The sequence below is a fragment of the Bacillota bacterium LX-D genome (genome assembly GCA_031628995.1).
Taxonomy (GTDB): Bacteria; Bacillota; DUOV01; order DUOV01; family Zhaonellaceae; genus JAVLUO01.
On record JAVLUO010000001.1, the window covers coordinates 181,493 to 200,830 of the forward strand.

Here is a 19,338-nt window from a genome sequence, read left to right on the forward strand (position 1 = left end):
ATGTTAATTAAGATCTAGATAATGCTAAGAATACATCTTTGCGGTCTTGTTCCAATTGTTTTTGTAATCTTTCAGGAGAGTGGAATTTTTGTTCATTACGTAATCTTTTAACAAGGCTTATTTCTAATTCTTGTCCATAAATATCCTGATCAAAGTTAAAAATATTAACTTCAATAGTTTGAGGTAAATTATACCCAAAAGTAGGTTTTTGTCCAATATTAGTCATTCCTAAATACTCTTGGTTGTCAATCATTATTTTACTTGCATAGACACCACTTTTAGGAACTAAAATATTTTGACCAACTCGTAAGTTGGCAGTAGGGAACCCTATTTTCCGGCCAACTCTGCGTCCTAAAACAACCTTTCCATATAAAACAGGCCAATAACCTAAAAACTGCTTTGCTTTTTCTATTTTGCCTTCCAAAAGCATTTTGCGAATACTTGAACTGCTTACGACTTGTTGTTCTATCTTTACTGGTTTGATAACCTGTAATTTGAAATCAAGCTTACTACTTAACTCTTTTAAAGTACGAGTATTTCCACTTGCCATAGCACCGAATGTATAATTAAAGCCAACAAAAACATGTTTAGCATTTAATTTGTCATGTAAAATTTCTTTGGCAAATTCATCAGCCTTCAAAGCCGCCATGGACATGTCAAAGGTCAAGTAGATTAAAATATCTACTCCTAACTTAGAAATAATTTCTGTTTTCTTATTTTTATTTAAGATAGTTTTAAATTCACGCTCTGGATATAGTATCCTAATTGGATGAGGCTCAAATGTTACAACGACAGATAAAGCATTTTGCTGACGAGCTAGCTCTACACATTCAGTGATTAGTTTGCGATGTCCTAGATGTACCCCATCAAAGTTACCCAGGGCAACTACCGTTTGTTCCTGATAATCAGGTAAATCGTAAAGTATCTTCATTTTAAACCTCTTATTTCAGAACTTTTGTCATACGTACATTTTTGTTTTGTTTTTCCCATATTCCAATAGCAATTAACTTATTGTTAGGGCTAAAGACAGCAACTTTGCTTCCTTCATCTAAATCCTTAGGATAATAAACCACATCAGGCAAAAAAATGTTTCTTCCATTTAATGCCGCCTCGACTGCGTTGTTTTGAATGACTACTGCCGGTAGTTGTTCAACAGCTCTTTCAAGGGGAAGCAAGAAGCTATATTCCTTATTTTGAATAGCATTTTCTATTTCTTCTAGAGTCCAGGCTTCAGAAACACAAAATGGGCCAGTCGCTGTGCGTAGTAAAAAGGCCATTGCTGCACCGCAGCCCAACTTTTGACCTAGATCATGGCATAATGTACGAATGTAGGTACCTTTGGAACAACTAACATCAAATAGAACACGATAAGGCTCTTCATCAAAGTATTTTTTAACGATTTTTAAATCATAAATTTCAACTTGTCTAGGTTGTCTTTCAACCTCAATGCCTTTTTTGGCTAATTCGTATAATCTTTGTCCCTGGTAATGAACAGCTGATACCATAGGAGGTATTTGTTCTATTTTACCAATAAATTGTTGATATACTTGATCAAACATTTCCAGATGAGCAGTCTTAACAGCATTTCTTCCCTGCAGTTTTCCTTCTAAATCTTGACTATCTGTCGTTATTCCCAAAATAAGCTCACAGCGATAACTTTTCGCATATTCTTGAACATATTCTGCCAGTCTTGTAGCTTGTCCAACAGCAATAACCAATACCCCGGGCACTGCAGGATCTAGTGTGCCTGTATGACCAATTTTTTTTATATTCAACTGTTTGCGCATCCAGCCAACTACATCGTGGGAGGTCATACCAGGTGGTTTCAATACATTTATTAAACCATTCATTTTAATTCTGCTACCTTACCTTCAAGAATCATTTTTTCTGCTTCAAGTGTAACCATCTCTATAACCTCTTTTAAAGATCCATTGATGGTACAACCAGCTGCCCTTGGATGTCCTCCCCCACCAAACTTTTGGGCCAATAGATTTACATTCACATATTCTTTTGATCGGAAACTAATTTTAATTATAGCTGGATTAACTTCTTTAAATACAATACCAACTTCAACTCCTTCAATGGAGCGGGGATAGCCCGTCAAACCTTCTAAATGCTCCGCACTAGCTTTAAAATTCTCTAAAGTTAGAGCATCTATGGAAAACCAGGCCAATTTGCCATTAGCTTCAATTTGCAAGGAATCTAGCGCCTTATGCAATAATTTTAAAGTGATTAAAGATCTATTATCCCAAATATTTTTTCTGATGGATTTTAAATCGGCGCCGGCTGCCATTAATTCACCTGCTATTTTTAGAGTCTCAGGAGTGGTATTTTCAAATTGAAATGACCCAGTATCAGTTACAATTGCAGTATACAAAGCAGTTGCAATACTTGACGTAATTGTTACGGACATTTTTTTTATTAGTTTATATATTATTTCGCCAGTAGCTGCTGCCCTAGAATCCACATAATTTAGCTGTCCAAAATATTCATTACTCACATGGTGGTCAATATTTATAATAGTTTTCAGGGATGGGCATTTTTCCTGCAGATTGAAACCCAGCCTTCCTAGATCAGTGCAGTCGACTAAAATAGCTGTTTCAAAATCATTATGTAATAAAACAGGGAGTATCAATTCACGACTCCCTGTCATATAGAAAAAGTTTTTGGGCATAGGGTCATTATTAACAACTAAACCTTTTAACCCCAATATTTTAAGGGCTTCAGCCAAGGCAAAAGCAGATCCTAGGCAATCACCATCAGGGTTTTCATGAGTAGCAATTAAAACATTTTGACTTTCTTTTAAAGCTTTAATAATTTCATTCATTATGTCCATTAAAATTTTCCCCTTCGTCAGTACTGACTTGGTGTAAAATTTTAGCAATCTTAGCTCCATGTTCGATTGACTCATCAAAAACAAAACTAATCTCGGGTATATAACGAAGTTGTATACGTTTCCCAATTTCCTTTCTTACAAAACCCTTAGCTTTATTTAAAGCCGTCAAAGAACGTGTCTTCTCTTCCTCATTACCATAGATGCTGACAAAGACTTTAGCGTAACGCAAATCGCCAGTTACATCAACGGCCGTTACTGTAATAAAGCCAATGCGCGGGTCTTTTAATTCATCTCGAATAATTTGAGCAATTTCTCTCTTCATTTCTTCGGCTATACGTTGATTACGTTGAAAAACCAATTGGTTCACCCCGCTTAGTCTAACTCTCTTTTAACTTCTTCCATTACATAAGCTTCAAAAACGTCTCCTTCTTTTATATCATTAAAGCGCTGCAAGCCCAATCCACATTCGAAACCTTGAGATACTTCTTTTACGTCATCTTTAAAGCGACGTAAAGACTCGATTTCTCCCTCGTGTATTACAATTCCATCCCGAATTACCCTAATTTTAGATTTATTGGTGATTTTGCCGTCGGTAACATAAGAACCAGCTACAGTACCAACTTTAGGTACTTTAAATATTTGCCTAACTTCTGCACGTCCAATTACATTTTCTTTCCATTCTGGATCTAATAGACCAGATAAAGCCGCCTTAACATTATCAATAGCTTCGTAAATAACTCTGTATAGCTTAATATCAACTTGTTCATTCTCTGCAGCTTTCCGAGTATTACTATCTGGCCGTACATTAAAACCGATAATAATTGCATTAGATGCTGAAGCTAACATTACATCAGTTTCCGTTATAGCACCAACACCATTATGAATAACGTTAACCTTAACTTCATCTGTATTTAAACCCTCTAGAGACTGTTTTAATGCTTCAACTGAACCCTGAACATCAGCCTTCAAAATAATATTTAATTCTTTAAGTTCCCCAGCATTAATGCTATCAAACAAATCATCTAAGGTTACCTTATGGCCTTTTTGTAATTCTTCCTGCCTCTTGACAATCTGCCTTTGATTTACAACTTCTCTAGCTAATTTTTCATCTTCCACTGCTTGGAAAATATCACCAGCCTCAGGCACATTTGAAAGCCCCAAAACTTCTACTGGTACGGAAGGTCCGGCTCCGTTTATTTTATTACCCTTATCATCCATCATAGCACGAACCTTGCCAAAGACAGTACCGGATACAATAATATCCCCTATATGCAGCGTTCCTTTTTGAACTAAAATAGTAGCTACGGGGCCACGCCCTTTATCTAATTTAGCTTCAATTACTACGCCGGAAGCTAAGCGGTTGGGATTAGCCTTTAACTCACTCATGTCCGCTACTAAAAGAATCATTTCCAATAGTTCACTGATTCCTTGCTTCTTCAGGGCAGAAACTTCAACAAATAAAGTATCACCGCCCCATTCCTCAGAAATCAGTCCATACTCTGCTAATTCTTGTTTAACTCTTTCGGGAGCGGCATTTGGCCGATCAATTTTATTTATGGCTACAATAATTGGAACTTCCGCGGCTTTAGCATGGTTTATTGCTTCAATAGTTTGTGGCATAACACCATCGTCGGCAGCAACAACCAAGATGGCAATATCAGTAGCTTGTGCTCCCCTAGCTCGCATTGCTGTAAAAGCTTCGTGACCAGGAGTATCTAAAAAAGTTAATTTACGTTTATTAATTTCCACTTGGTAAGCACCGATATGCTGGGTAATACCCCCTGCTTCCGTAGCCGTTACGTTAGATTTTCTAATTGCGTCAAGGAGGGAAGTTTTTCCATGATCCACATGCCCCATAACAGTTACAACCGGTGGCCTTTCCTTTAAAGATTCGGGGGCATCTTCCATTTCTTCAATTTCAGTCATTGGTTTATCTGTTTTAAACTCAACCTCAATACCATACTCAGCAGCAACTAAAGTAGCAGTGTCTAAATCAATTTCTTGATTAACAGTTGCCATAACACCTAACCCAATTAACTTTTTAATTATATCAGAAGCTGTTTTTCCAATTTTTTTAGCAAAATCTTGAACAACTATACTTTCACCTAAAGTAACTTTTTTAATAACTTGAACATCAGGTTTAGGTGCCGGCTCATGTTTTTTCCTATCATTTTTTTTGCGCCTATTCCTAAAGTCAGTATTTTTTTTATCATCAGAAGTTCTTTTTTTAATAATTTGTTTTTTGGGCTCAAAATTTTTGTCATTGTCAACATATTTAACAGCTCGAGAAGCAGTATCCTCTTTAGGAGCATTATTTGACATATTGTTATTTACTTTATTCTGCACTCTGTTATTTACCTTACTATTTACGCCATTATTATCTTTGTTTGATTGGCTTTTATTAGCTTCTGCCCTTTTATGATCGGAATTATTCTTATTAAGAGCGTCTTTGCGTTGATTACTTCCCCGCTTGTTATTAAGATTTAAGTCACCGCTTTTTTCATTAGCCTTGTAATCCTTGTCATTGTTCTTTGGCAAATTTTCGTTTTTCACAATATTTTTATTTTCAAGATCTTCCGTACTCTTTTTTTCGTCTTTATCCTTTGAATTAAGATAGTTTTCTAATAAAGCAATTTCTTTTTCGTCTATAGTGCTCATGTGAGATTTAACTTCTACCCCTAATTTGCCAAGAATCCAAACTAACTCCTTCGTATTTATTTTTTTTTCCTTTGCTAATTCGTAGACTCGTAATTTGCTCATTAATTCACCCCCGCAATAGTAACCTATTCTTTCCCTTCTCCCGCAATTATTTGAATAATTTGTTTTGCAAAATTTGCATCAATAATTCCTACCACGGTTCTAGGGGACTTTCCTATGGCCATTCCAATTTCATCTTTAGATAAAATTTGAAGAATAGGTATATCCTGTTTAGCACATTGATAGCTATAATATTTAAAATTATCTTCCGAACAATTTTCAGCTAAGATAATTAATTTACATTTTTTAATTTTGGCTCGACAAGTATTATCTCCAGATATTAAATTACCTGATTTTTGAGCAAAACCTAAAAGGTTTTTAATTCTTTGCATTTTCATCTTTTAACTTTTTTTCCAAATCCTCAATAATATTCGGTGCTATGTTGGTAACCAACGCTCTTTCCAAACTTTTGCTTTTTACTGCTTTGGCTAGGCATTCCACATTAGGACAAATATAAGCACCACGTCCTGCTTTTTTCCCCGTAGAATCAATTATAACTTCTTCTGACGGAGTCCTAACAATTCTAATTAAAGATCTTTTCTCTTTTTTTTCTCTACAGCCCACACACATTCTTTGGGGAATTTTTTTTACTTTCAATTTTTAATCCTCCTCAAATATGTCAGGTTCCTTTTCAATCCCAACGGCTTGGGATTCGCTTTTTATGTCTATTTTCCAATTTGTTAACTTGGCTGCTAATCTAGCATTTTGCCCCTCTTTACCAATTGCTAAAGATAATTGATAATCAGGAACAACAACCATTGCCACTTTTTGTTCCTCATTAACTTCTACACTTAGCACCTTGGCAGGACTAAGGGAATTTGCAACATAGGCAGCAACATCTTTACTCCATTTCACTATATCAATTTTTTCACCTTTAAGTTCATTAACAATGGCCTGCACACGCATACCCTTTGGACCAACGCATGCTCCAACAGGATCAATATTTTCATCCTTTGAATAGACAGCAATTTTGGATCTAGAGCCGGCTTCTCTAGCCACTGCTTTGATTTCAACCGTACCATCGTGAATTTCAGGTACTTCTAACTCAAAAAGTCTTTTTAATAGCCCTGGGTGGGTACGAGAAAGCATAATTTGGGGCCCTTTTGTTGTTTTTTTAACTTCAACTATATAGGCTTTGATCCTATCATTATAGTTGTATTGTTCACCATTTATTTGTTCAGGTGGAGCTAAGAGGGCTTCAACCTTACCAAGGTCGATAAAGATGTTCCCTAATTCTTGGCGCTGCACAACACCAGTTACAATATCATCTTCCCTGCTGACAAATTCATCATAAATTATGTTCCGCTCCGCTTCTCGAATTCTCTGAACAACTACTTGCTTTGCCGTTTGGGCTGCAATTCGGCCGAATTCCCGAGGAGTAACCTCTATTTCCACTACATCTCCTACTTCATAGTTAGGATTTATTTGACGAGCATCTTCTAAAGAAATATCTACTCTACTATCTTGGACTTCCTCCACAATATTCTTACGAGCGTACACTCTAATCTCACCCGTGACTCGATCAATACTTACTCGAACATTTTGGAGAGACCCAAAATTCTTTTTATATGCCGAAATAAGCGCAGCTTCGATAGCATCCAATAGTATATTGGCCTCTATCCCTTTCTCTTCCTCAATATCCTTTAATGCCTCAATAAAATCCGCATTCATGCTACTTACCCTCCCCTATTATAAAGTACTATCTTAAAATTCTACCACTAAATGAGCATTACTAATATTTTTATATGGGATATGTTGTTCTTTACCATCAATGTCCAGTGTAATTTTTTCTGACGTGCTATTCTTTAAAATTCCTTTAAAATTTTTACTACCTTCTACCGGGGCATAAGTATTTATTTCAATGTGCTCGCCTTGATATTTAATAAAATCATCTATTTTTTTTAATGGGCGTTCAATTCCAAGGGAAGATACTTCTAAAATATAACTACCTGAAATTAGCTCAGCTTCGTCTAATAGTACTTCGATTTTCCGACTTACTAATTCGCAGTCATCTAATCCAATACCCTCGGCATGATCTATAAAAAAACGTAAATACCAATTGGGTCCTTCTTTTACATACTGAACTTCAACTAAATCATAACCTGCCTCTTCCACGGCAGAATGTACTAATTTCTCAGCTTTGACCTCTATGTTGTCTCTACTCATTTATTAAAACCCCTCCATCAACGTTGCTGTTCCTATTCTGCCAAACTATTTGCCATAATATACTATTATTAAAGCCTATCAAAAGTACAGATGCTTGGCATTTAGCCAAGCATTGGAAAAAGAATACTTACTCAGGTAATTAAAACATGAAATAAATATAAGCAAAGAGTGGGTTTCTTACCCACTCCAAAGCATTTCATAATGCATCATTTCAATACCCATAAATTAGTATATAGCATTTACTAGGAAATGGCAAGCCATTAAAAAAAGCTTAACTGGCCAGTTTCAGATAGACCTCTTAAACAGCCATGGTCCCTTAAAATTTCAATTACAGTTTTGCTTAACTTCGAGCGAACCCTTAAGTCTTCTATTGAACTAAACTTTTTCTCTTGGCGAGCTACTGCAATATTTTCCGCTGCAGTTTGACCCAACCCCTGTAGTGAAGCAAAAGGTGGCAATATTTCTCCATCAATAATTTTAAAGTTTGTTGCTTCAGAGTCCCATAAATCGACTTTACGTAGTTTTATACCCCTTAAGAACATTTCCAGGGATATTTCCAAAATAGTAAGTAAATTTTTTTCCTTGGCTGAAGCTTCATTACCTTTTTTTTCGATATCCTGAATAGCCTCCTTTACACGTTTGGCACCCTGGGTTATTAATCCGGCATCAAATTCATCTGCTCTAACCGTAAAGAAAGTAGCATAAAATGCCTGTGGGTAATAAACCTTAAAATAAGCAATTCTAAAAGCCATTGTAACATAAGCCACAGCATGAGCTTTTGGAAACATATATTTAATTTTTTTACATGATTCAATGTACCAAGAGGGGATAGAATGTTTACGCATTTCCTCTTCATACTCAGGCTTAACTCCTTTGCCTTTACGTACATCTTCCATAATCTTAAAAGCAGTTCCTGGCTCCATACCTCTATAGATTAGGTAAAGCATAATATCGTCTCGGGTAGAAATAGCTTCCGACAGTTTAGCTGTACCACTTTTAATTAAATTTTGGGCATTATTTAACCAAACATCGGTTCCATGTGAAAAACCGCTAATACGAACTAGTTCAGAAAAGGTTTTCGGTTTTGTGTCTTCTAGCATTTGTCTAACAAAACGAGTTCCGAATTCTGGAATGCCCAAAGTTCCAACTGAAGAGCCAATATCTTCAGGTTTAATACCTAAGGCATCGAGGGAAGAAAACAAAGACATGGTTTTCTCTTCGTCTAGGGATATATTTTTAGCATCAACACCTGTTAAATCCTCTAGCATTTTAATAACTGTCGGGTCATCATGTCCTAAGATATCTAATTTTACTAGTCGGCTGCTAATTGAATGATAATCAAAATGGGTAGTAATAGTATCCGACTTCACATCGTCAGCTGGCCTTTGGATGGGAGTAAATTTATGTATATCAGTTGATTTAGGTACTACCATTAATCCACCAGGGTGCTGACCTGTTGTTCGCTTAACGCCAGTAAAGCCAGCAACTAGCATTGCTATTTCGGCGTTTCTTGGTTGATAGTTTTTTTCTTCAAAATAATTTTTCACAAAACCATAGGCTGTTTTTTCCGCAATAGTTGCAATAGTTCCCGCTCTAAATACATAATCCTTACCAAATAATTCTTCAGTAAACTTGTGCGCTCTTGGCTGGTAATCACCAGAGAAATTTAGATCGATATCCGGTACTTTATCTCCCTTAAATCCTAAAAATGTTTCAAAAGGAATATCGTGACCATCCTTCTTATATTGTGTCCCGCATTTTGGACATACTTTATCGGGCAAATCAACCCCACAGTTATAGGAACCATCCTCTATAAATTCTGAATTTTTACATTGGGGACAAATATAATGAGGTGGAAGAGGGTTTACTTCAGTTATCCCGGTCATTGTCGCCACAAAAGAAGATCCTACAGATCCTCGAGAACCTACAAGGTAACCATCGTCATTTGATTTTTTAACTAATTTTTGGGCAATTAAATATAGGACTGCAAAGCCATTGTTAATAATAGAATGAAGTTCCTTATTCAACCGGTCTTTGACAACTTTCGGCAAATCTTCCCCATATATTTCTTTAGCCTTATTCCAACTCATGCTTTCGATTTGTTCTTCAGCTCCTGGAATTTCAGGAGCATAAAGTTCCTTCGGGATAGGTAAAACGTCCTCGATTTTATCGGCAATTTTTTGGGGATTAGTAATTACAACTTCCTCTGCTACTTCTGCTGGTAAGTAAGCAAATTCCTCTAACATTTCTTCCGTTGTTCTAAAGTAAAGGGGTGCTTGTGGTTCGTCATCATATCCTTGTCCGCACATTAGGATACGCCTATAAACTGCATCTTCTGGATTTAAAAAATGCACATCTCCTGTAGCTATAACTGGTTTTCCTAATTTTTCTCCTAATTTAATTATTTTTCTATTAATATCTCGTAGGTCTTCTACGGAATCAACTATGCCTTTACGCAGCAAAAATTCATTATTACCTATAGGCTGAATTTCAAGATAGTCATAAAAGGCTGCAATTTTTAACAAATCCTCCATTTCTTTACCTTTTAGTATACTTTGAATTAATTCCCCTGCTTCACAAGCTGAACCAATTATTAAACCCTCCCGATACTGTTCAAGTAAATCTCTAGGTATCCTAGGTTTGCGATAAAAATATTGTAAATGGGATATGGAGATAAGGCGATAAAGGTTTTCTAAACCCTTTTGATTTTCTACCAGGAGAATAATATGATAAGTTTTTTCTTTTTCGGCTTCGTTTTCTTTTTTATCAAAAAGATATCCTTCTACACCGTAAATAATCTTAATATTATATTTTTGCCCGGCGTCGTAAGCCTCTGGAAAAGCTTGTACAACACCATGGTCTGTTATGGCTATGGCCGGATGGCCCCATTGAGCTGCTCTCTGTACACATTTTGCAGTATCCGTTATTCCATCCATAGCGCTCATTTTAGTGTGTAAATGTAGTTCAACTCTTTTTTTAGGGCTGGTATCTTCCTTAATATCCGGTTCAATTAAACTTATGTCGTAAGCTTGGAGTGTTAACTCCCGACTATAATTATCTTGCTGAACAGAACCTCTAATCAAAAGCCACTGGTTGTTCTTTAAGCGTTCAGAAAAACCTTTATTTTTTTCATTTTCAAATAATTTTACTGTAATTGCACTAGTATTATCTGTAAAGTCAAAAATAACTAGATTGCGGCCACTTTTTAACTCTTTAACCTGGTAGTTAAATACTCGTCCTCTAACAGTTACCGATTTTTCTTCTTCGACGATATCTTTTATTAAAGTTACTTCAGATGTTATTTTTTTGCCTATAATTTGCTTATCAGTGGAACAAAAGGCAGCTCTCGAAGGTTTTAAATTCTGTAATTTATATTCTATTTTTTCTTCTAACTCTTGGTTAGGGGAAGAAGCTTCATTTATGCTTTCATCGGTAACTAATTTTACTTCTATACTTTTCCCCATCATCTTATGTATTATTTTTTTAAGCTGAATAAGACAATTTCGTTGCTGAAGATAACCTGTAACAACAAAGTTTGGAGAAAAAATTATTATTGTTTCATCCTGAACTTCCCAACGTGCACTATTTAACCACTCACTTACAGCAGGAGTATGCTCATACAGCAATTCCGTAATATAATGGCTATAACATTGTACAAAATCCGTTACTGATACGCCGGCATTTTGAAAATTAGGAACAAATACCAGGTTTTTTAGGCCTGGTATTGCAGATAGAACATTTTTAGTTAACTGCTTTAATTTATCAAAACTAATGAATGATGGACAATTTAAAAATATTCGCCATTCTTTTTTCCGTGATGATACTAGAACTTTTTCAACTTCACATTCACTAAGTATTTGCGTTAAATCCTGATCTAAATAAACTTGCTCTAGTAAGGCCTTTAACATTCCTGTGTCTTTATTTGTTACTATTGGTACTTGCATTTTTTATCACCATCAAATTAATTTACCGTCTTACAATATGGCAAGAATATGTTTTAGCAATTTCCCAATACATTCTCATTCTAGCTGCAAAACCTTTTAACAGACCTAACTTTTCCTCTTTCATAATATGTGTTAACTCTGGTAAAAGCACTTCTTTAGCTCTCAAGTGATGTTCTGCAACATAGCGTGTTAATGCTACTTCTACTCCAAAACGTGTTACATCAAGATTTGTAAGATCTGTGATTATATTTTTCTTTATTGCCCGTTGTCCGGAAAGAAAAGGTGCAAAAAATTGGGCCAGATCCGTAGCCGCACGTCCCCGTTCGAAAATACCTACTGTCATTTCCGCTTCATCATCTAAGACAGGTTTAATCAAATTAAGCACATGATCGGGTCTTAGTCCCACTAAATCTGCATCTAAAAATAATAGTATGTCTTGGCTGCTTTCTTTTGCACCAACCATCATGGCACCACCTTTTCCAACATTGTCCGGCAGTACAATAACTTTGGCTCCAGCAGCTTCAGCAATTACAGGAGTAGTATCCTTTGAGCCATCACTAACTACAATCGTTTCAGCAATACAATCAACTTTTTGTAAAGTTTCCACAACTGATCCAACTGTTTTTTCCTCATTATAGGCAGGAATAACTGCAGAGACTTTCAAAAAACTCCGCCTCCTTAAAAAATTGGTGAATTAAACCTTGAAAATTTCTGCAACTATTTCACTAATTCTTGCATCCTCTTAACTATACTTCCTAATTCAACAATTTCTTCTTGTCCTGTAGCTCTATGTTTTAAGTCAACTGTTTGTTGGGATAATGTTTTCTTACCAACAGTAATCCTATAGGGATACCCAACTAAATCAGCATCAGCAAATTTCACACCAGCTCGTTCATCTCGATCGTCAATAACTACTTCTACGCCTGCTTTTTGTAAATCGAAGTAGATCTGATTAGCCAAATTCATTAACCCTTCATCTTTAATGTTAACAGGAATAACTATAACATGAAAGGGAGCGATTGCCAAAGGCCAAATAATCCCTTGTTCATCGTAATTTTGTTCAATAGCGGCTGCCATAGTCCTGCTAACACCGATTCCATAACATCCCATCACCAAAGGATATTCTTGCCCTTGTTCGTCAACATAGGTTGCTCCCAAGGATTTACTATATTTTGTTCCTAGCTGGAAAACTTGTCCGACTTCAATACCTCGAGCAGACTTCATTTCTGCCTGACACTTAGGGCAAGCATCTCCAGATTTAACAAGACGAATATCAACTATTTTGTCTGCTGTAAAATCGCGTCCATAATTAATATTTATATAATGATAATCTGCCTTATTAGCACCAACTATTCCATTTACCACAAACTGAACTTCTTCATCGGCGTAAACCTTTACCCCTTTAATTCCTATAGGGCCAACATAACCAGGCAAAGCCCCTGTAGTTTTCTCAATTATTTCATCTTCTGCTAATTTAAGTTCCAAACAGCCAATAGTATTTTGCAGCTTTATTTCATTTACTTCTCTATCCCCTCTTACTAAAACACAGATTAAATTTCCATCTGCTTCATAAAACAATGTTTTTATCATACTTTCAGCAGTTCTTTTGGTAAATTGTACTAGCTGCTCAATGGTTTTTACTCCCGGTGTATAAAGCAATTCTCTAGGTTTGATAGCATCATTTACTTTATTATTATTAATTGTATTTTCTGCTCTCTCAACATTAGCAGCATAATCACATTCTGTGCAATAAACAATCTCTGCTTCTCCAGAATTGGCTAATACCATAAATTCATGAGTTGTACTTCCGCCAATTGCACCTGAATCCGCCTCAACTGGACGAAATTTCAAACCACATCTGCTAAAGATTTTATTATAAGCTTCATACATTTTTGCGTAACTAATTTTTAGGCCTGCCTCATCTCGGTCAAAAGAATATAGATCTTTCATTACAAATTCACGACCGCGCATTAGACCGAAACGGGGTCTTCTTTCGTCTCGAAATTTACACTGTATTTGATAAAGTAATAAAGGCAACTGCTTGTAAGAGTTGACTTCTCTACGGACTAAATCAGTAATAATTTCTTCATGGGTTGGACCTAAACAAAAATTTCTGCCATGCCTATCTTGAAGTCTAAATAATTCGGCGCCATAGACATCCCATCTGCCACTTTCCTGCCAAAGCTCGGCAGCCTGAATAATAGGCATCAAAATTTCCTGCCCACCTGAAGAGTCCATTTCCTCACGTATTATATGCATAATTTTCCGTATTACCCGCCAGCCTAAAGGTAAATATGTATAAACACCTGTGGCAGTTTTTCTAATCATACCTGCTTTAACTAATAATTTATGGCTAATAACCTCAGCCTCAGCAGGAATTTCCCTTAAAGTTGGCATTAACAAGGCAGATACCCGCACTTTAATTCCTCCTTAACAGCAGATTTCATAGTACCGTCTTAACTTCGGAAAGTAATGCTTCTACAAGTTTTTCCTGGGGTACTTTAGCAATGATTTGTCCTCTTTTAAAAATTATACCGAATTCTTTACCACCAGCAATACCTAAATCGGCCTCACGTGCTTCTCCAGGCCCATTAACCACACAGCCCATTACCGCAATTTTCAAAGGTTGTTTAATATAAGAAAGCCTTTCTTCCACTTCATTGACAATTTTAATTAAATCTATACCACATCTGCCGCAAGTGGGACATGATATGATTTCAACGCCCTTTTGCCTAAGCCCTAATGTTTTTAAAATCTGAAAGCCAGTTCTAACTTCTTCTACCGGATCACCTGTTAGAGAAACACGAATCGTATCCCCAATTCCTTCGGACAAAAGAATTCCTATACCTACAGCAGATTTGATTGCTCCCTGCTGGACCGTTCCTGCTTCAGTAACTCCAACATGCAACGGGTAGGAAACTTTTTGTGCCAACATTCTATAGGCGTCAAGCATTAAAGGTACATTAGAGGCCTTCATAGAAATTTTTATAGCATTAAAGTTTAGATCTTCTAAAATATTTATATGTTCTAAGGCGCTTTCCACCATAGCTTCTGGTGTAACACCGCCATACTGTGCAATTTTTTCTTTGCTTAAAGAGCCAGCATTAACTCCTATTCTAATCGGAATACCTTTATCTTTTGCGACTTCAATTACCCTTTTAACTTTTTCCTTACTGCCAATATTCCCCGGATTCAATCTTAAACCATCTATTCCGTTTTTTAAAGCCTCAATGGCCAAGCGATAATCAAAATGTATATCTGCTATAAGTGGAATATGAATTTGCTGCTTAATTTTTTTTAAAGCTAAGGCAGCTTCAGTATCAACAACTGCTACTCTAACTAACTCACAGCCTGCACCCTCTAATTTTCTAATTTGTTCTACAGTAGCAGAAACATCTCTTGTATCTGTATTGGTCATAGATTGAACAGTTATAGGGGCATTATCTCCAACTATAACCCCACCAATTTTTACAGCTGAGCTCTTTCTTCTTTTAATCAACCAACTCCACCATCCATATAAGTTTCACTAAATCTTATTGACCTATTTTTAGAACATCGTTGTACGTAATGATAATCATTAATGCAATTAGTAGGAAAAAACCTATCATATGGACAAAATTTTCTTTTTCGGGTTGGATAGGTCTTCCCCTTAACTTTTCGATTCCTAAAAAAATCAAACGGCTACCATCTAAGGCAGGTATGGGGAACAAGTTAATTATCCCTAAGTTCAAACTTAGAATTGCAGCCAAATTTAATATAAAGGCCATGCCAAATTGTACTGCCTGATCTATAATTTGCACCATACCTACAGGTCCGGCAACATCAGCAGGAATTTGACCCGTTATCATTTGAAATAAACTAGTTATCATTAAAACGCTTATGGTTATTGTTTGTTTTATTCCTAAATAGATAGAATTAAAAACATTTTGTTTTTCCCATATTCTTTCAATACCTACTATGCCAACCTGATTTTGAGCATCAAGCTTAGGAACAATTGATAGGTGAATTGTTTTATTGTCTCGTAAGATTGTAAATTTTAATTCCTTTTGTGGATTACTACGAATAATCTCAGTCAGCTCACTCCAAGTTTCAGTCTTTTGGTTGTTAATAGCAATAATTTTATCGCCTGCTTGAATGCCAACTTGATCAGCAGGACTGCCATTTACAATTCTAGCAACTACATTTTGTTCTGAAGGTATACCGATGCCCATAAAAACAATAATGAATAAAAATATCGCTAATAAAAAATTCATCAGACTGCCAGATGCAATCACCAAAGAACGTTGACCTACAGTTTTGGTATTAAAACCTTTAACATCGTCTTCGTCACCAGATTCCATTCCAGCCATTCTATTAAAACCACCTAAGGGCAGCAATCTTAAGGAATACAAAGTTTCCCCTTTCTGAAAACCAAATATTTTAGGTCCAAGTCCAATGGAGAATTCATGGACTTTAATACCTACCGCTTTAGCAGTCATAAAATGACCTAGTTCGTGAGCAATAATCAAAATCCCCAGAATTAAAATAGTTATCAATATAGACAAAACATCACCTTCTTCCTAATTATGTAAGCTATTGACCTTGCTTATTACTTTCTGTCTCGCAATCTTGTCTACTTCAAATATTTCTTCTAAAGTAGGATCTGATACAATTTCCAGCTCATCTAAGCAATATCTAATTAAATCTGTAATTTCCAAAAAACCAATTTGCTTATCTAAAAAAAACTGTACAGCTTGTTCATTAGCTGCGTTATAAATACATGGTGCAGTACCACCTATTCGGCCAACTTCATATGCCATTTTAAGTGCAGGAAAGCTAGCATCATTAGGTTTTTCAAAAGTAAGTTGCCCAATTTTAGCTAAATCCAGTCTTTCCCAGTTATTATTCCACCTTGTTGGCCAAGTCAGTGCATATTGAATAGGAAGGCGCATATCAGGCAAACCCATTTGAGCCAGCAAAGAACCATCCCTAAATTTTACTAAAGAATGAATAATACTTTGTGGGTGAACAACTACTTCAATGTTTTCATAAGGCATATTAAACAGCCAATGAGCCTCTATAACTTCTAAGCCCTTATTGACCATAGTAGCAGAATCAATTGTAATTTTAGCGCCCATGGCCCAATTGGGGTGTTTAAGGGCCGTTTCAGGTTTAACAGTTAAAAGCTGCTCTTTTTTACATCCCCTGAAAGGACCTCCCGAAGCCGTAATTATTATACTTTCAACTAAGTCAATTTTATTGTCCATGCATTGAAAGATAGCACTATGTTCGCTGTCTACTGGTAATAGATTAACTTTTTGGTGAGCAGCTTCTCTCATAACTATCTGGCCTGCAGCAACTAATGTTTCTTTATTAGCTAATGCTATGTTTTTACCTAATTTAATCGCTTCTAAAGTAGGCTTTAATCCAACAAATCCGCTAATTGCCGCCACAACAGTGTCTACTTCAGATAAGGAAACGGCTTCTAGCATTCCCTCTTCGCCAGTTAATAATTTAGTTCTTGAATTGCCTACATTTTGTACTAACTTAGGAAATAGTTCTTGATTTACTAGAACCGCTACTTTAGGATGATAAACTAGAATTTGTTTACTTAAAGCATCTACATTACTGCCAGCTACTAGTGCATGGACTTCTAAATCATCTTTAAATTGATCTACTACTTGTAACGTTTGACAACCAATAGAACCAGTTGACCCTAGTAACGCTATTCCTTTTTTCATTTAATTTTTGCCACCTCATTCCATCCACGCCATATAGCTTTAAGTGCTACCCAAAATATTGGGCCAAGAATTACTCCTAGAACACCAAAAACTTTTAGGCCAACATAAATGCTAACAAGAGCCTCCAAAGGATGCATTCCTACATTGTCGCTCAGAACCTTTGGTTGTAATAAATTCCTTACAACAGTTATAAACACATATAAAATTACCAAACCGATTAACAATCCATAATTACCATTGAGCAATTCCCAGATTATCCATGGAATAAAAATTGCTCCAGGACCTAAAACAGGTAATAAATCTGCTATCCCAACGAATAAGGCAATTGTTAATGCGTATTCAACTTTAAGAATATATAAACCTACTAATGTTTGAATAAAAGTAATTGTAATCAAAACAAATTGAGCACGAATAAAGCCTATCATTGCTATAGTTATTTCTCTACCTACTGAATCTAAAAGTTTAGATGTTCTTAGGGGAAATAGTTTATACATTGCTTTTCTAATCTTTGTTTTATCTCTGCAAAAAAAGTAAGTTGCTATTAAGGCAAATATAACTAGCAACATTCCTTCCGGAATTGCACTTATGAAAGTAAAAGTACTTGTTAAAAGATGTCCAGCAAATGCTGTTAATTGGTTAACTATCTTTTGCACGTTTGCCGTAGCATTATCTAAAACATTTTGGGGAATTGATAAGGAAAAATAAAAATCAGTGGTTTTATTGATTAAATCCAAGGTAAATTTTGATAAACGGTCTGATAATTGGGGTAAATAACTGGAAAGCTCAATTAGTTCTAAGATAAGACGAATAGCTATCCAAGTAAAACCGGCAATTACAATACCGATAAAAAAGGTCAACGCAATTAAGACACTGGCTCCCCTACTAAGTTTAAAATGATGTTCCAAGTAGTCAACTACAGGATCTATCAAAGCAGCAATTATAATAGCTATAATAAAAGGAAGAACAATGGGAGTAGTATAATTAAATACACCTTTTAAAGCCGGAATAATGTAGTAATATGTAATAAGAGCAATTAGCAAAATAACTAAAGCAAATATGGTTTTAAAAAATAGTTTTAATAATTTAGGGGAAATATCTTTCATCAAAACCACACCTCAATTTATTATAAACTCCCTTAAGTAGTAATATACTACGGGTGCAGCAAAGAGTAGACTATCAAACCTATCAAGAATGCCACCATGTCCCGGCAACAAATTACCAGAATCTTTCACGCCTGCTTCTCTTTTTAGGGCTGATTCCCACAAATCCCCTAAAATACCTGCTAGGGCTATTAAAAAGGACAGCATCACGCTATGCCAAATTGTCAATATGCCAAATACAACACTAATTATAATTGCAGCAATAATAGTTATTAGTACTCCGCCAACAGCACCTTCAATAGTTTTATTAGGACTAACATGCACGTGCAATTTATGTTTACCAAAATACATTCCAGAAAAATAAGCGCCACTATCATTTAACCAAATTAAAACTAAAGTTATGATGACCCACCAAAATCCGTTGATAAAATTATAACGTATTAATAACAAATAACCAAACAGACCTGATATATATAATACGCCTAACAAAGTATATGCTAGATCAGATATGCTTCTTTTTCCATAATTAACGACTAAATTAATAACTCCGATTAAAAATAATACAATTAAAGGTTCATAATGCCTTAAAGGAAAATTTAAATAAATAACCATCAACATTATAATTCCTGTTAAATAACCTAGTATACGATAAGGTTTTATGCTAAGCTTATCGACAATATGATAATATTCTTTTAAACCTAAAAGGCTGATGAAGGTAACAGTTAAAAAAATAGGAAGTTTACCTAAGTACACAATAAAAACAGCAACAGGAACACCTATGACCGCTGTTAAAATTCTTTGATATAACATATACT

The 19,338-nt window shown here is 35.6% G+C and carries 17 protein-coding genes; all 17 read right to left on the bottom strand.

What is annotated here, in order from left to right; all coding sequences use genetic code 11:
* Positions 1-7: 7 nt before the first annotated feature.
* Positions 8-931, bottom strand: coding sequence for a bifunctional riboflavin kinase/FAD synthetase (locus tag RDV78_00965; protein MDS1029072.1), 924 nt, complete (start codon positions 929-931; stop codon positions 8-10).
* A 10-nt stretch (positions 932-941) separates the two neighbouring features.
* Positions 942-1,850, bottom strand: coding sequence for a tRNA pseudouridine(55) synthase TruB (gene truB / locus RDV78_00970; GenBank protein ID MDS1029073.1), 909 nt, complete (start codon positions 1,848-1,850; stop codon positions 942-944).
* Positions 1,847-2,836: a bifunctional oligoribonuclease/PAP phosphatase NrnA gene (locus RDV78_00975; GenBank protein ID MDS1029074.1), complete on the bottom strand. Its 990-nt coding sequence runs from the start codon at positions 2,834-2,836 to the stop codon at positions 1,847-1,849. The genes truB and RDV78_00975 overlap by 4 nt, the downstream gene beginning before the upstream one ends.
* The gene (gene rbfA / locus RDV78_00980) at positions 2,820-3,194 is read right to left on the bottom strand and encodes a 30S ribosome-binding factor RbfA (GenBank protein ID MDS1029075.1); all 375 of its coding nucleotides are present in this window, start codon (positions 3,192-3,194) and stop codon (positions 2,820-2,822) included. The genes RDV78_00975 and rbfA overlap by 17 nt, the downstream gene beginning before the upstream one ends.
* Before the next feature lie 14 nt (positions 3,195-3,208).
* Positions 3,209-5,596, bottom strand: a complete 2,388-nt coding sequence (gene infB, locus RDV78_00985) for a translation initiation factor IF-2 (GenBank protein ID MDS1029076.1) — start codon at positions 5,594-5,596, stop codon at positions 3,209-3,211.
* A 23-nt stretch (positions 5,597-5,619) separates the two neighbouring features.
* Positions 5,620-5,931, bottom strand: a complete 312-nt coding sequence (locus tag RDV78_00990; GenBank protein ID MDS1029077.1) for a ribosomal L7Ae/L30e/S12e/Gadd45 family protein — start codon at positions 5,929-5,931, stop codon at positions 5,620-5,622.
* On the bottom strand, positions 5,912-6,163 hold the full coding sequence (locus RDV78_00995; protein ID MDS1029078.1) for a YlxR family protein: 252 nt from the start codon (positions 6,161-6,163) through the stop codon (positions 5,912-5,914). Before RDV78_00995 ends, RDV78_00990 begins: the two co-directional genes overlap by 20 nt.
* 30 nt (positions 6,164-6,193) lie before the next feature.
* Entirely contained in the window at positions 6,194-7,264 is a 1,071-nt protein-coding gene (nusA, locus tag RDV78_01000; GenBank protein ID MDS1029079.1) for a transcription termination factor NusA, read from the bottom strand.
* Between the two features lie 33 nt (positions 7,265-7,297).
* A complete protein-coding gene (gene rimP / locus RDV78_01005; protein ID MDS1029080.1) occupies positions 7,298-7,759 on the bottom strand; it encodes a ribosome maturation factor RimP in 462 nt (153 codons plus the stop codon).
* Positions 7,760-8,019: 260 nt separating this feature from the next.
* Positions 8,020-11,703, bottom strand: coding sequence for a PolC-type DNA polymerase III (locus RDV78_01010; GenBank protein ID MDS1029081.1), 3,684 nt, complete (start codon positions 11,701-11,703; stop codon positions 8,020-8,022).
* A gap of 22 nt (positions 11,704-11,725) precedes the next feature.
* A complete protein-coding gene (locus RDV78_01015) occupies positions 11,726-12,367 on the bottom strand; it encodes a glycosyltransferase family 2 protein (protein MDS1029082.1) in 642 nt (213 codons plus the stop codon).
* Between the two features lie 53 nt (positions 12,368-12,420).
* A complete protein-coding gene (locus RDV78_01020; protein MDS1029083.1) occupies positions 12,421-14,121 on the bottom strand; it encodes a proline--tRNA ligase in 1,701 nt (566 codons plus the stop codon).
* 25 nt (positions 14,122-14,146) lie between these two features.
* The gene (ispG, locus tag RDV78_01025; protein MDS1029084.1) at positions 14,147-15,199 is read right to left on the bottom strand and encodes a flavodoxin-dependent (E)-4-hydroxy-3-methylbut-2-enyl-diphosphate synthase; all 1,053 of its coding nucleotides are present in this window, start codon (positions 15,197-15,199) and stop codon (positions 14,147-14,149) included.
* Between the two features lie 37 nt (positions 15,200-15,236).
* The gene (gene rseP / locus RDV78_01030) at positions 15,237-16,247 is read right to left on the bottom strand and encodes an RIP metalloprotease RseP (protein ID MDS1029085.1); all 1,011 of its coding nucleotides are present in this window, start codon (positions 16,245-16,247) and stop codon (positions 15,237-15,239) included.
* Positions 16,248-16,262: 15 nt separating this feature from the next.
* On the bottom strand, positions 16,263-17,423 hold the full coding sequence (locus RDV78_01035; protein MDS1029086.1) for a 1-deoxy-D-xylulose-5-phosphate reductoisomerase: 1,161 nt from the start codon (positions 17,421-17,423) through the stop codon (positions 16,263-16,265).
* Entirely contained in the window at positions 17,420-18,526 is a 1,107-nt protein-coding gene (gene ytvI, locus RDV78_01040) for a sporulation integral membrane protein YtvI (protein MDS1029087.1), read from the bottom strand. The genes RDV78_01035 and ytvI overlap by 4 nt, the downstream gene beginning before the upstream one ends.
* A 12-nt stretch (positions 18,527-18,538) precedes the next feature.
* Positions 18,539-19,333 carry a phosphatidate cytidylyltransferase gene (locus RDV78_01045; protein MDS1029088.1) on the bottom strand — a complete coding sequence of 265 codons (795 nt, stop codon included), beginning with the start codon at positions 19,331-19,333 and terminating at the stop codon, positions 18,539-18,541.
* Positions 19,334-19,338 lie beyond the last annotated feature (5 nt).